Origin of the sequence: Bartonella sp. AC70YNML (assembly GCF_042196545.1) — a bacterium.
Taxonomy (GTDB): domain Bacteria; phylum Pseudomonadota; class Alphaproteobacteria; order Rhizobiales; family Rhizobiaceae; genus Bartonella.
In genome coordinates, this window is the sequence record NZ_JBHIQK010000001.1 from 141,255 (window position 1) to 156,854 (window position 15,600).

The 15,600-nt window shown below is 37.9% G+C and carries 7 protein-coding genes; 2 read left to right on the forward strand and 5 right to left on the reverse strand.

Going from position 1 to position 15,600, the window contains the following annotated elements; translation table 11 throughout:
• Positions 1-34 precede the first annotated feature (34 nt).
• Both ACFIMU_RS00745 and ACFIMU_RS00750 read left to right on the forward strand, forming a co-directional pair.
• On the forward strand, positions 35-1,384 hold the full coding sequence (locus ACFIMU_RS00745) for a D-alanyl-D-alanine carboxypeptidase (protein ID WP_375607223.1): 1,350 nt from the start codon (positions 35-37) through the stop codon (positions 1,382-1,384).
• Positions 1,385-1,416: 32 nt separating this feature from the next.
• Complete coding sequence (locus tag ACFIMU_RS00750; RefSeq protein ID WP_273790659.1) at positions 1,417-1,695, forward strand: hypothetical protein; 279 nt, start codon at positions 1,417-1,419, stop codon at positions 1,693-1,695.
• A 1,756-nt stretch (positions 1,696-3,451) separates the two neighbouring features.
• Here the strand turns inward: ACFIMU_RS00750 and ACFIMU_RS00755 are convergent.
• The 5 genes from ACFIMU_RS00755 to rpoB form a co-directional block, all read right to left on the reverse strand.
• Positions 3,452-4,843 (reverse strand): L-serine ammonia-lyase, encoded by a 1,392-nt coding sequence (locus tag ACFIMU_RS00755; protein ID WP_375695479.1) that lies wholly within the window; start codon positions 4,841-4,843, stop codon positions 3,452-3,454.
• A 342-nt stretch (positions 4,844-5,185) separates the two neighbouring features.
• A complete protein-coding gene (locus ACFIMU_RS00760) occupies positions 5,186-5,875 on the reverse strand; it encodes a nitroreductase (RefSeq protein ID WP_375607225.1) in 690 nt (229 codons plus the stop codon).
• A 227-nt stretch (positions 5,876-6,102) separates the two neighbouring features.
• The gene (locus ACFIMU_RS00765; RefSeq protein WP_375607226.1) at positions 6,103-6,282 is read right to left on the reverse strand and encodes a hypothetical protein; all 180 of its coding nucleotides are present in this window, start codon (positions 6,280-6,282) and stop codon (positions 6,103-6,105) included.
• Between the two features lie 717 nt (positions 6,283-6,999).
• On the reverse strand, positions 7,000-11,211 hold the full coding sequence (rpoC, locus tag ACFIMU_RS00770) for a DNA-directed RNA polymerase subunit beta' (protein ID WP_375696738.1): 4,212 nt from the start codon (positions 11,209-11,211) through the stop codon (positions 7,000-7,002).
• A 173-nt stretch (positions 11,212-11,384) separates the two neighbouring features.
• Entirely contained in the window at positions 11,385-15,533 is a 4,149-nt protein-coding gene (gene rpoB / locus ACFIMU_RS00775; protein WP_375614670.1) for a DNA-directed RNA polymerase subunit beta, read from the reverse strand.
• Positions 15,534-15,600 lie beyond the last annotated feature (67 nt).

Below are 15,600 nucleotides of genomic sequence, written 5' to 3' on the forward strand. Positions count from 1 at the left end.
TTTTTAGGATAAATGGAGAAATAGGATACTGCAAGTGTATATTAATTATCAAAAAATTATGCGCTACTGTAAAACAATAGCAATTTCTTTTGTTATGTTAGCTTTTTCTTACTGTTGGGCATCCGCCACACCTCAAGGGGCCTATCCTGATAAGTATGCGGCTATTGTTATAGATGCTACTACGGGAAAAACTCTATTTCAAGCCAATGCAACACTGAAACGTTATCCTGCTTCTTTAACAAAAATGATGACATTGTACCTCCTCTTTGAAGCTATGCAGATGCGTCGTGTGACACCAAATACACCAATTCCTGTTTCACATTATGCAGCAATGCGTCCACCGACAAAAATTGGATTTAAAGCAGGCCAAACAATTTCTGCAGAATCAGCAGCTAAAGCACTCATTACAAGATCCGCAAATGATGTTGCTGCTGCCATTGCAGAATATCTTGGAGGTAGTGAAAAAAAATTCGCTCAAATGATGACAGTAAAAGCCCGTAAACTTGGCATGAAACATACACATTTTGCAAATGCTTCAGGACTTCCGGATGTGCACAATTATTCTACAGCACGAGATATAGCGACTTTATCATTAGCTTTACGTAAACATTTTCCCAAACAATATAAATTGTTCAAAACAAAAAGTTTTAATTTCCGTGGACATAAAATTAACAGCCACAATAAACTTGTTAAAATAATGAAAGGTGTCGATGGAATTAAAACAGGCTACACACAAATGTCAGGTTCTAATTTAGCAACTTCGATGCGTCTTGAGGGGCGCTCTATTGTCGCTGTTGTTATGGGAGGTAAATCATCTACTGCACGTGACGAGCATATGGCTAGCTTATTGAATCAATATTTGCCCAAAGCAAGCCAAATGAAAAGTGGTGAACGTTTAATAGCTTCTGTACGCTATCACTTACCCACTGGGGCCAATACTCCTATACCGACCATTAAAGCTGATTCAAGTAATTTTGACGATGAAATTTCGACTATGTTGACAGCATTTGCAGAACAACCTAAAAACTCCAATATCGCAATAACGGCTGTAAATAAGGTAATTATACCAATACCGAATCCTCAAAAAACTATACCAGCTGAGACTCATAAAATTGTAACAGTCTCTTTGTCCGAAAATGCCGGATGGGCTATCCAAATTGGTTCTCTTCCTAGTGAAGAACAAGCAAAAACTCTACTTTTAAAAGCAAAAAATATAGCTTTTTCTACTTTAAAGCATGCATCTTCACACATGCAACTGTTTGAAAAAAGTGGGCGGCGTTATTACCGAGCACGCTTTACAGGGTTTCAATCAAAAAAAGCTGCATTTGATGCTTGCTCTACATTAAAGAAAGCAAATTTTAACTGCTATACTGTAGCCTACTAAAAATTTTTGAATTCTGCGTTAAGGATAGTATTATGACAGATAATGCTTTTGCTTCATTCCATAAAAAAGAAATTTTATTGAAGCAATCATCCCTCCTTTCATTGCGTTCTCTTCACGACGCTGCCGCAAAACTTACTGGTTTAAAATATAATTCGACAGCATTAGATACACAGTCTCTTGTTAACCTTCTCATTTGCCAAACAATGCGCAACCGTCGTCTCATAATGCCTCCTGTACGCATTCATTTACGCGTTGCGAGCCAAACTGGTAATGTGCCTATTAAAATCCGTTTAGGAGCAACAAATATTTAATTCTACAGACCCTCTCTAAAAAATTATTTTATTATTAACCATTATCTACAGCCTTAGAAAACCTTTTGATAAACATACTTTTTTCTTAAATTGTTGAATTTTTCTGACAGCTTTTCCAACTATCCAATATCTCCAAGCTTTTAATAAAAACATTGTTAATGACATAAAAATACCCAATATTTTTCCACTTTTTGGATTTAATATAAAAAATTGTCCTTGATATCTTTCTGGAAAAAATGAATAGCTTCATTAGATGAAAGCTTATCATTTGATGGGATTATTGTAAAAGTTCAATAAAGAAAATCTCTCTTAATAACGCTCCCCATACAACATAAACGCTGTAAAAAAACAATCTCACTCCTCTTACTTGTATTTATGTCAAAAGGCACAGAAAATTGGAAAATACAAATACTATCGATGAAAAAACGTAAACAAATTATCAGATTAAATATTATAATAACGATTTCCATAAGATTTTAATTTATAATTATAATTTATTTTTTGCATATTGAATAAGAGATTTTCGTAAAATGCTCTTATTTTACTTCTTATATTGAATCAGTCAAAATCGCTCGCTTGCTCATCACGAGAAAAATTGGCATATAAACTATTTAAAAAAGGATGATAGTGTTGGTTTTCTCTCTTTATAAATAAAAATGCTAATACTCTATAGATTTTATACCATCCATGGAAAACTTACATTATATTATTCATATGCAAGATACTGATTTATAAAGATAATTAATTATTTTGCATGTTAGATGAGAATCTCGAATATCGTAAGATTCTCTCATTAAAAATCTGTTTATGTTGAATCAATCAAAACCGTCTCTTGCATGTTATGAGCGAGATTAGTGTGTAGCGTGAAACTGTACCAAAAAGACTAAAAATGCCTATAATGAACCGTTTCAAATGCCAAGAGCTTTGTCCCTGTACAGAGGGGCGGCTCTGGCAAAGTGTGCAACCATGCCAGCGTACTCTTTTTATTAAGCATAAAGATGGGGACAGCTCAATGGATTTACTGTTATATCATTCACAGGTGCCATCGTGAAATGAGCTTGGGAGCGTTGAGAGATATTTTTTTAAAACGAACTCACGAACGCGTAACACGATAATGTTCTATTGTGTGCATTCTATTCTCATGAGAATTTTTATAAATATTTCTTAATGTATACGTTATTATTTATTTTAATTTTTTTGTCGGTAAAAAATTTATAAATAAAAAAGATATTTCCAATATATCTCTTAATTATTGTAAATTAGTGTTTTTTTTCAAGGCATTTTTTACCATACTAGGTAGAAAAAACTTCACTTTTAAAAAATTAAAGTCTTTAAAACTCTACTCTCTTCATCATAATTATTCAGATTTAAAACAAATTTTCCTTGGATACTCAGGCATAATCTTCCATTACTTAAAAGATATATGGCTATGGAAACTTTTTAAAGCCATAAAACCCAGCTAAAAATAATGGCAGATTGATCACTAACTTTACTTTACGCTTTCTTATTTTTTCCAAATTACACTTTTTCCCCACTTTAGAGACAAATCAAACAGATGCACAACACTCTCCCCTCCAAGCTTGCATGCAACACCTATTATTCGTTAAGAAAACACTGAATGATCTCAGATTTATTTCAAACTACTGCTGCATTAAAGTGGAACTTTGATTTATAAGGAACAAAAAACATAAGCTTTATTAGGAAATACGATCTCTCTCCCAAAAGTCCAGTTATGGATTGAAAAATGTTCCAGCTCTTAACAAGATATCGCATTGACTGCAAGACCGCCTTTACTTGTCTCTTTATAGCGTTCACTCATATCATGACCAGTCTGGCGCATTGTTTCTATACAAGCATCAAGAGAAACAAAATGATCTCCATTACCATGTAATGCAAGAGAAGAAGCCGTTACCGCCTTAACAGCCCCCATTGCATTACGCTCAATACAAGGAACTTGTACAAGACCTGCAACAGGATCACACGTCATTCCTAAATGATGTTCAAGCGCAATTTCCGCTGCATTTTCAATTTGAGCTGGTGTTCCACCTAACGCCGCGGTTAACCCTGCTGCAGCCATTGAAGATGCCGTTCCAACTTCACCTTGACACCCAACTTCTGCACCAGAAATAGAGGCATTATGTTTGATAACACCGCCAATAGCTGCTGCCGTTAATAGAAAATTATGTATTCCCTTTCGATCTGAACCATCATTAAACTGAAGATAGTAACGCAAAACGGCTGGGACAACACCAGCAGCCCCATTTGTTGGTGCTGTAACAATACGACCACCTGCTGCATTTTCTTCATTGACTGCTATAGCATATACCGAAAGCCAATCATTTGCAAAAAGTGGATAATTGCAATTTTTCTTTTGATTTTCCAAAAGTGTATCATGCAGTTTTTTAGCACGCCTTGGAATACGTAATCCACCAGGCAACTCACCTTCTTGTGAAAGACCTCTATTAATGCAATTTGTCATCGCTGAAAAAATTTCATCAAGCCCAGCATCAAGAGAAGAACGCTCTATTTTTATTTCTTCATTTAAGCGTTTCATTTCAGCAATTGAAAATCCTGATTTTTCTGCCATTGATAACATTGTACGAGCAGAATCAAATGGATATGGCACCTCAGACACTTCTGATTCTATATTACCATTCATGTGTCTTAATTCATCCTCAGTTACAACAAAGCCACCACCAATAGAATAATAAATCTGCCGCAAAAGAACATTCCCATCAGTATCAAACCCTTCAAATGCTAGTCCATTCGTATGACCAGGGAGAATTTCCTTTCGTTCAAAAATAAGATCACGTTGCAAATCAAACTGATAAACGGGATGGCCTTCTGGTTGCACTTTTTTTTCACGTATAACTTTTTCTAACAGGAATCCCATGCTATCAGGATCAACAGTAGACGCTTTTTCTCCTAAAAGTCCTAATATGATAGCTCTATCTGTCGCATGACCAATACCTGTGAAAGCTAAAGAACCATAAAGATAAACACGTATACGAGAAACTTGGTTATCAGATAACTGAGAAAAATCTCGTATCCTTTGCAAAAACATATTAGCCGCTGTCATCGGCCCCATCGTATGTGAGCTAGAAGGACCAATACCAATTTTAAAAAGTTCAAAAACAGATAAAAACACGAACCACCTCAAAACTCCAATATGGTCTGAGTATACGCTTTTCTATAACGTTTGTCCTGTTTAAAATCAAATTGCGAGATAGAGTAAAAAAATGATAGCAATAAACACGAATGTTGCTCGTCTTGCTACCACCCAACACCCTCTTTCTATAGTGTTTTCCATTAGCCAACCTTCAAAACGAACAATGCCCTTAGAGTCATCACTCTCTTAATGTTTCGAACGTAGTAAAATAAGTGTTAATATGCAACATCATAATTTAATAAGAATGAAAAAATTCTACCAAGCATATTTTTCATAATGCACCAAGTTCTTCAAAGTATATGCTTAATGATATAAAATATTTTATGGACATGCTTCGATGAAACGTACAAAGTTTTCTAACGGTTCTCGTTCTGTCTCAAAATTGTTTTCTGGAGCACTCATATCGCGATAACCAAGTGCCATACCACAGATAATATTCCGATCAGAAGGTACAGATAAAAGCGTACGAATTTGTTTATGATAATCAGCAAAAGCTGCTTGGGGACAGGTATCCAATCCAAATCCACGTGCTGCTAACATAATGGTCTGCATAAACATACCCAAATCAAGCCAACTCCCTATTTCCATGTCGTGATCCATTGTAAATAAGAGTCCTACAGGTGCATCAAAAAATAAAAAATTTCGTGCTTTTTGATGAAGCATTTTTTCTTCATCTCCTTTTTGAATTCCAAGACTCTGATAAAGATCCAAACCAACTTTTCGACGCCTTGAAATATAAGGCTCACGCCACTGACGTGGATAATAACTATATTCACGCTCTCCTTTTACACCTGAAAGCACAAGTTGTGAAAGCTCTTGCCCTACTTTCTGTAATACACTTCCTGTAAGCACAATCACTTGCCATGGCTGAATATTTGTTCCAGATGGTGCACGTGCTGCAAGTTTTAAGATTTCTTTGATTGTTTCCAAACTAACTGGCTGATCAGTAAAAGCGCGAATTGACTTTCGTGACAATATAGATTGAAAAACACTCATAGGAGAAACTGTCATTGTTTTTACTTTCTTTATGAAAAATAGTTTTTTCTTATCAAGGATAATATACTGCGAAATACCTTTGCAGCTTTTTCAAACACTCTATTTCTTTAAATGACTTACACATTTCACGCAGTGGTAAATATTCCCCTTAGAGATAGTATAATCTATCTCTTTTAAGAGAAAGAAATTTGTCTAAAAGAAGACAAAATAAATTTATAATCAATGTCTAACCACCAACTCCGCTAAGCTCTCAAAAAACTCTCCTCAATTCGTTCTAAATCCTGTAGAAGATCATCAACATCATGCTGCATCTGCTTTAAATCAGTTCGTTTTTTATGAATTCCTGCAATTAATTTCTTAAGCTTTTTCTCATTATCAGGTGGTTTTCCAACCATTGTCAAAATATCAGATATTTCAGACAACGAAAATTTAACTCTTTTAGTACACAGGATTTGTTTTAACTTATGACGACCCGTTTATGTATAAAGCCGTGTATTTGCAAACCGAAAAGGGATAAGAAGTCCCTCTTCTTCATAGCAAAGTTCGAGCTATTATTGAAAACTCACGTGTTAATTTTCCAATTGAATAATATTCGTACATTTTATTATTCTGTCTGCATAGATCACATTGTTATAAGAAATATGTCTATTTTTTATAAAACTTAGTGAGCACCTTAATCTCTAATTTTCTGCATTCTACTTTAGAAGAAAATACATTCACAAACATTGTATAGTAGAGAATCAATTATTTTTATATTACAGAAAGACTATTGATCTTTCATTATAAGTCCTTTTAAATCTTTATAGAAGATATCAATCAGAAATTTTCCTAAAATTCAAAATCAATCATTATTTGATTTGTAGATAATCAACTCTTTTCCTTGAATATGTTTTTTGAGTTTCACATACTTGGGAAAAAACTTTCTATACTGCCTTCAGAAATAAGAAAACTTTAAAATGAAGCAACAAGAAAGATAAGCATCATTACAAAACAATAAGCTACTAAAGATGTTAAAAATAACTATCGCCTTATAATTTTTTATATTTTTCAAGAGAATATACAACTTCTGCATTTCGAAATAAGAAAACGTCTGAACTTTCTATTCAGACGTTTTTTTATTATGTGATGTTGTATTTAAATTATTCAGCAACAGCCCCGGTTGTCATATTTGTCAACATAGCCTTAGCCACTTCGTTATTACTAGACTTACGCTGCTCATCTACAATCAAATCATCACGAACTGCAGCAATACGACGGATTTGAGAAATTGTACCACCCGTACCTGCTGGAATAAGACGACCGACAATAACGTTCTCTTTAAGTCCTTGCAAAGTATCAATTTTACCAGAAACTGCTGCTTCAGTAAGAACACGTGTTGTTTCCTGAAACGATGCCGCCGAAATGAAAGAAGGCGTTTGAAGAGAAGCTTTTGTAATTCCAAGAAGAATGGGATTACCAGATGCAGGTTTCTTCCCTTCTGCAATCAAATTATCATTGATTTCATCAAGTTCAATACGATCAACATTATCACCTGGAATATAACCAGAATCTCCAGATTCAGTAATTTCAACTTTTTGCAACATTTGACGAACAATCACTTCAATGTGCTTATCATTAATAAGAACTCCCTGCAAACGATAAACCTCCTGAATCTCATTAACAAGATAAGATGCCAAAGCCTCAACTCCCTTAATCGCCAAGATGTCATGAGGTGCTGGATTCCCATCAAGGATATAATCCCCCTTTTCAATTTGATCGCCTTCTTGGAAGTGGAACAACTTACCTTTTGGAATCAAGTATTCTACTGCCTCAAGAGTTTCATCATTTGGTTCAATAATGATACGACGTTTATTCTTATAACCACGGCCAAACCGAATTGTACCACTAACTTCAGCAATAATCGCATGATCCTTTGGACGACGCGCTTCAAAAAGCTCAGCCACACGAGGAAGACCACCCGTAATATCTTTCGTTTTGGCACTTTCCATTGGCAAACGAGCAATAACATCACCAGCCTTAACATGAGCACCAAGTTCAACAGAAAGAATAGTTTCCACTGACATCATATAACGGGCTTCACCTCCCTTATACAATTTAGCAATAGATTCACCTTCTTTATCCGTGTGAATAATAATGGCTGGTTTAAGATCCGCACCACGTGGATTAGCGCGCCAATCAATCACCAAACGCTTCGTAATACCCGTAGATTCATCAGCTGTTTCAGTGACAGATAAACCATCAATCATATCTTCAAAACCCACATAGCCTTCAACTTCCGTTAAAATTGGACGTGTATAAGGATCCCATTCTGCTATACGTTGGCCACGTTTAACCACATCACCATCATCAACAAAAATATGAGCACCATAGCTAACACGATGTACAACGCGCTCTTTTCCTAACTCATCCTTGATAAGGATAGCCATATTACGCCCCATAACAACCAAATGGCCTTCAGAGTTACGAACCACATTACGATTACGAATTTCCACCTTACCTTCATAAGATGCCTCTAAATACGATGAATCCACAACCTGCGCAGTTCCTCCTAAGTGGAAAGTACGCATAGTAAGCTGTGTTCCCGGCTCACCAATGGATTGAGCAGCAATAACACCAACGGCTTCTCCCTGATTAACAGGTGTTCCACGCGCCAAATCACGACCATAGCATTTTGCACAAACACCAAGACGTGTTTCACATGTTAATGCAGAACGAATTTGAACAGATTGAATCCCAGCTGCTTCAATCTTCGCAACATCAGCTTCCTCAATCATTGCTCCACCTTCAAGGATAACCTTTCCAGAGACAGGATGTAGAATATCAACAAGCGCTGTACGACCAAGAATTCTTTGCCCAAGGGAGGCAACAATTTGTCCTGCATCAACAATCGGCTGCATGGTAAGCCCTTTTGCGGTACCACAATCAACTGCTGAAATAATAGCATCCTGTGCAACATCAACAAGACGCCGTGTTAAATAACCAGAGTTCGCCGTCTTTAACGCAGTATCAGCAAGTCCTTTACGTGCACCATGCGTGGAATTGAAGTATTCATTAACAGTTAGACCTTCTTTAAAATTTGAAATAATGGGTGTTTCAATAATTTCACCCGATGGTTTTGCCATTAATCCACGCATACCGGCCAATTGTCTCATCTGGTTAGCAGAACCACGAGCACCAGAGTGCGACATCATATAGATCGAATTCATCGGTCGTTGACGACCTGTTTTAGGATCAAAATCGACGGCTTGAATACGTTTCATCATTTCATCTGCGACGCGATCTGTACATTTACCCCAAGCATCTACAACCTTATTGTATTTTTCACCTTGTGTAATCAAACCATCATTATATTGCTGTTCGTACTCCTTAGCCAAAGCTTCTGTTTCTGCAACTAAACGCGACTTACTATCAGGAATAACCATATCGTCCTTACCGAATGAAATTCCTGCACGACAAGCATAAGAAAAGCCAAGCTGCATAATACGGTCACAAAAAATAACCGTCTCTTTTTGTCCACAGTGCCGATAAACATGATCAATCATTTTAGAAATGTTCTTTTTCGTCATCTCTTGATTGACAATATCAAATGAGATATCCGCATTTCTTGGCAAAAGCTCACCGATAATCAAACGACCAGGTGTCGTATCATAAAGTTTAGAAACTTCTTTTCCATCCTTCCCCATATTCTTAACACGGCCTTTAATCTTCGTATGAAGCGTTACAACCTTATTTTCTAAAGCATAATGAAGCTCACCTATATCAGAAAAAGCCATTCCCTCACCTGGTTCTTTTTCAGAAACAATCGAAAGATAATAAAGACCAAGAACCATATCCTGTGATGGAACAATAATGGGAGCTCCATTAGCTGGATGAAGAATATTATTGGTTGACATCATTAAAACACGGGCTTCAAGCTGTGCTTCAAGAGAAAGCGGAACATGAACCGCCATCTGATCTCCATCAAAATCTGCATTAAAAGCAGTGCACACCAGCGGATGAAGCTGGATAGCTTTCCCTTCAATCAAGATAGGTTCAAAAGCCTGAATCCCCAAGCGGTGCAATGTTGGTGCACGATTGAGCAAAACAGGGTGTTCACGAATAACCTCATCCAAGATATCCCAAACTTCTGGATGTTCTTTTTCAACAAGCTTCTTTGCCTGCTTTACCGTTGATGAATAGCCTTTTGCATCAAGCCGCGCATAAATAAAAGGCTTAAATAATTCAAGAGCCATTTTTTTGGGAAGACCACATTGATGCAATTTTAATTCAGGACCCGTCACGATAACAGAACGCCCCGAGTAATCAACACGCTTCCCAAGTAAGTTCTGACGAAAACGTCCTTGCTTGCCCTTCAACATATCTGATAAAGACTTAAGAGGACGTTTATTGGCTCCAGTAATCACACGCCCACGCCGTCCATTATCAAACAATGCATCAACAGCTTCTTGTACCATACGCTTTTCATTGCGCACGATAATTCCAGGAGCACGCAATTCAATCAGCCGTTTCAAGCGGTTATTACGATTAATAACACGCCGATAAAGATCATTCAGATCTGATGTCGCAAAACGCCCACCATCAAGCGGAACCAATGGACGCAAATCCGGTGGAATAACCGGAATTGTTTTCATAATCATCCACTCTGGCTTATTTCCAGATTCAAGAAAACTTTCAACGATTTTAAGTCGTTTAATCAATTTTTTCTGCTTTAACTCTGAAGTTGTTTCAGCTAATTCAAGACGCAAATCATTAGCGATTTTATCTAACTCCATACTAGCTAAAAGCTCGTAAATAGCTTCAGCGCCAATCATAGCTGTAAACTGATCTTCTCCAAATTCATCAATAGCAAGCATATATTCTTCTTCAGAAAGAAGCTGATGGAGCTTAAGAGATGTCAATCCTGGTTCGGTTACAATATAATTCTCAAAATAAAGAACCCGTTCAATATCTTTTAAAGTTAAATCTAAAAGTGTAGAAATACGACCTGGTAATGATTTAAGAAACCATATATGCGCAACGGGTGCCGCAAGTTCAATATGCCCCATACGCTCACGACGTACGCGGGAAAGAGTAACCTCTACACCACATTTTTCACAAATAATGCCCTTATACTTCATGCGTTTATATTTGCCACATAGACATTCATAGTCCTTAATAGGGCCAAATATACGTGCACAAAAAAGACCATCACGCTCTGGTTTAAACGTCCGATAATTAATCGTCTCAGGCTTCTTAATCTCACCATACGACCAGGACAAAATTTTCTCAGGACTCGCAATAGAAATACGAATAGAGTCAAATGTCTGCGCTGGCGCTTGAGGATTGAAAAGATTCATGACCTCGTGGTTCATGCTGTTCTCCTTCAAAGATTCTTAGAACCTGTTGTAATATCTCATTTATTTTATAACAGATCTTCTTTAAAATACATTTACTTTTAAAAAACAACCTGTATAGCCTTAATAAGGTTATTGAGCCTCTTAAAGTAATAAGAGCGCAGCCTTTTTCTAGTGCGCTCCTTGAATTATTATTCTGTCGTATCAGACAATGCCCGCTGTGCAATAAGTTCACGCGCATCATCAAGCTCCACATTAAGAGCAAGTGAGCGCATTTCTTTTACCAACACATTAAAGCTTTCGGGTATACCTGCCTCAAATGTATCATCACCACGCACAATTGCCTCATAGACTTTTGTTCGACCAGCCACATCATCTGATTTTACTGTTAGCATCTCCTGCAAAGTGTATGCAGCACCATAAGCTTCAAGTGCCCAAACCTCCATTTCACCAAAACGCTGACCACCAAATTGTGCCTTACCTCCTAATGGCTGCTGCGTAACAAGTGAATAGGGACCAATAGAACGTGCATGAATCTTATCATCAACAAGGTGATGCAATTTCAACATGTAAATATATCCCACCGTTACTGGACGATCAAAAGGCTCCCCAGTACGACCATCATAAAGCGTAACCTGCCCTGAACTATCTAATCCTGCATCTTCCAGCATCATGTTAATATCAGACTCATGTGCTCCATCAAAAACAGGCGTTGCAATTGAAACCCCTTTCTTCATCTGTAAAGCCAATTTGTAAAGGCTTTCATTATCATACTGACGGACTGGCTCATTATGATTATCATCAGGCATAAGATTTTCAATACGCTGACGCAAAGGAAGTATATCCCCAGTTTCTTGATATAACTCTAACAAATCGCCAATCTTCTTGCCCATCCCGGCACATGCCCAACCAAGGTGCGTCTCAAGAATTTGTCCAACATTCATACGACTAGGCACACCAAGTGGATTCAAGACGATATCAGCATGGGTCCCATCTTCAAGAAAAGGCATATCTTCTACGGGAAGAATACGTGAAACAACACCCTTATTCCCGTGACGCCCCGCCATCTTATCACCTGGTTGGATTTTGCGTTTCACAGCCACAAAAACCTTCACCATTTTCATGACACCAGGAGGCATTTCATCACCTCTTTGGACTTTTTCAACTTTATCCATAAAGCGACGTTGTAATGCTTCTTTTGATTCATCATATTGTTTACGCAAAGCTTCAATTTCATTTTGAAGCTTTTCATCCTCAACAGCAAATTGCCACCACTGTGATCGTGGATAATGCCCCATTACTGTACTATCAAGCTTTTTACTACCCGAAAAGCCTTTCGGACCTTCTACAGCAACTTTACCTGTCAACATATCGGTAAGACGCGCATAAACATTGCGATCAAGAATCGACTGTTCATCATCTCGGTCTTTTGCTAAACGCTCAATTTCTTCACGCTCAATTGCCATCGCACGTTCATCTTTTTCCACGCCATGGCGATTAAAAACGCGAACTTCAACAACAGTACCAAAAGTCCCAGGAGGCATACGCATAGAAGTATCACGAACATCAGATGCCTTTTCTCCAAAGATTGCACGCAGAAGCTTTTCTTCCGGCGTCATGGGACTTTCACCTTTTGGGGTAATCTTTCCAACTAAAATATCACCTGGTTGAACTTCAGCACCAATATAAATAATGCCAGCTTCATCAAGGTTTCTTAACGCTTCTTCCGCAACATTAGGAATGTCGCGCGTAATTTCCTCAGGTCCAAGTTTTGTATCGCGTGCCGCAACTTCAAATTCCTCAATATGAATTGAAGTAAACACATCATCAGCAACAATGCGCTCGGATAACAAAATAGAATCTTCATAATTGTATCCATTCCAAGGCATAAATGCTACGAGAACATTCCGCCCAAGAGCTAAATCACCAAGATCCGTAGATGGACCATCTGCAATGATATCACCTTTCTCTACCCTATCACCAACATGTACAAGAGGACGCTGATTAATACAAGTGGACTGATTAGAACGCTGAAATTTCTGTAAACGGTAAATATCAACGCCTGATTTTGAAGGATCTAAATCTTCTGTTGCACGAATAACAATACGGGTAGCATCGACTTGATCAACAACACCACTACGTTTTGCACTCACAGCAGCTCCTGAATCGCGTGCAACAACGGATTCCATTCCCGTACCAACAAAGGGTGCCTCAGCGCGTACAAGAGGAACTGCCTGACGCTGCATGTTCGATCCCATCAACGCACGATTCGCATCATCATTTTCCAAAAATGGAATAAGCGCTGCTGCAACTGAAACCAACTGTTTTGGTGAAACATCCATCAAATCAACATGATCGCGTGGCGCCATTAAAACTTCACCTGCATGACGGCAAACAACAAACTCTTCTATAAAGCGGCCTTCACTATCTAATGAAGAATTAGCTTGAGCTACATAATGCTTTGCTTCTTCCATCGCTGAAAGATAAATAACTTCTTTTGTGACTTTACCATCAATAATTTTTCGATATGGGCTTTCAATAAAGCCATATTTGTTAACTCGCGCAAATGTTGCTAAGGAGTTAATCAGACCAATATTGGGGCCTTCTGGTGTTTCAATCGGACAAATACGACCATAATGCGTAGGATGGACGTCACGAACTTCAAAACCCGCACGTTCACGAGTCAAACCACCTGGACCAAGAGCAGAAAGACGGCGTTTATGGGTAATTTCTGACAATGGATTGGTTTGATCCATAAACTGAGACAATTGTGAAGACCCAAAAAATTCACGGACCGCTGCTGCCGCAGGCTTTGCATTAATCAAATCCTGTGGCATAACTGTATCAATTTCAACCGATGACATACGCTCTTTTATCGCACGCTCCATACGAAGAAGACCAATGCGATATTGATTTTCCATCAACTCCCCGACGGAACGAACACGACGGTTGCCAAGATTATCAATATCATCAATTTCACCACGTCCATCACGCAATTCAACCAACATCTTAACAACAGCAATAATATCCTCTTGGCGTAAAATGCGAACTGTGTCTGGACAATCAAGATCCATACGTAAATTCATCTTAACACGCCCGACAGCGGAAAGATCATAACGCTCTGGATCAAAAAACAATGAATGGAACATTGCTTCTGCTGTATCGATTGTTGGTGGTTCACCTGGACGCATCACCCGGTAAATATCAAATAACGCATCCTGCCGACTTTCATTTTTATCTACCTTCAAAGTATTGCGGATGTAAGCGCCAATATTCATGTGATCAATATCAAGAATATTGACTTGATCAGCACTAACATCGAGCAGAATTTTTAATACTTTTTCGTCAATTTCATCACCAGCTTCAAGGTAGATTTCACCTGTTTCGTAATTGACGATATCTTCGGCTAGATAACAACCTAATAAATCATCTTCACTAACTTTAACCGCTTTAAGTCCTTTTTCTACCAAAGACTTTGCAGTACGAACTGTTAATTTTTTACCAGCCTCCGCAACGACTTCACCACTATCTGCATCTATAAGATCAGAAATGAGCTTCATTCCTTTAAAGCGATCCACAGAATAAGGAACACGCCATCCTTCTCCATCACGCTCATAAGTCACTTTATCATAAAACGTCGATAAAATATCCGACGCATCCATACCTAATGCCATCAAAAGACTAGTAACAGGAATCTTGCGCCGTCGATCAATACGCGCATAAATGATATCTTTAGCATCAAACTCAATGTCAAGCCAAGAACCACGATATGGAATAACACGAGCAGCAAAAAGAAGCTTTCCTGATGAATGGGACTTTCCTTTATCATGGTCAAAAAAGACACCAGGAGAACGATGCATCTGAGAAACAATAACACGCTCCGTACCATTAACAATAAAGGTACCATTCGTCGTCATTAAAGGCATATCGCCCATATAAACGCCTTGCTCTTTAATATCTTTGATATCTTTGGAGCCAGTATCCTCATCAACATCAAAAACAATCAAACGCAATATGACCTTTAATGGGGCAGCATAAGTTAAATCACGTTGACGGCACTCTTCAACATCAAATTTTGGTAAATCAAATTCATAACCTACAAACTCAAGCATAGCTGTCCCGGAAAAATCTGAAATAGGAAAAACCGATTTAAAAACAGCTTGCAAACCTTCATCTGGTCGCCCACCTTTCGGTTCCTCAACCATGAGAAATTGATCGTATGAGGCTTTTTGAACCTCAATAAGATTCGGCATTTCTGCTACTTCAGGAATCTTACCAAAAAATTTCCGTACGCGCTTACGACCATTGAATTGAGACATCATTGCGTGAGTCTGAGCCATCGTCGCTCCTTGATCTTTACTGTTCAAGGTAGACCAACCTTGAAAGCCTTATACCATTAACCTGCAT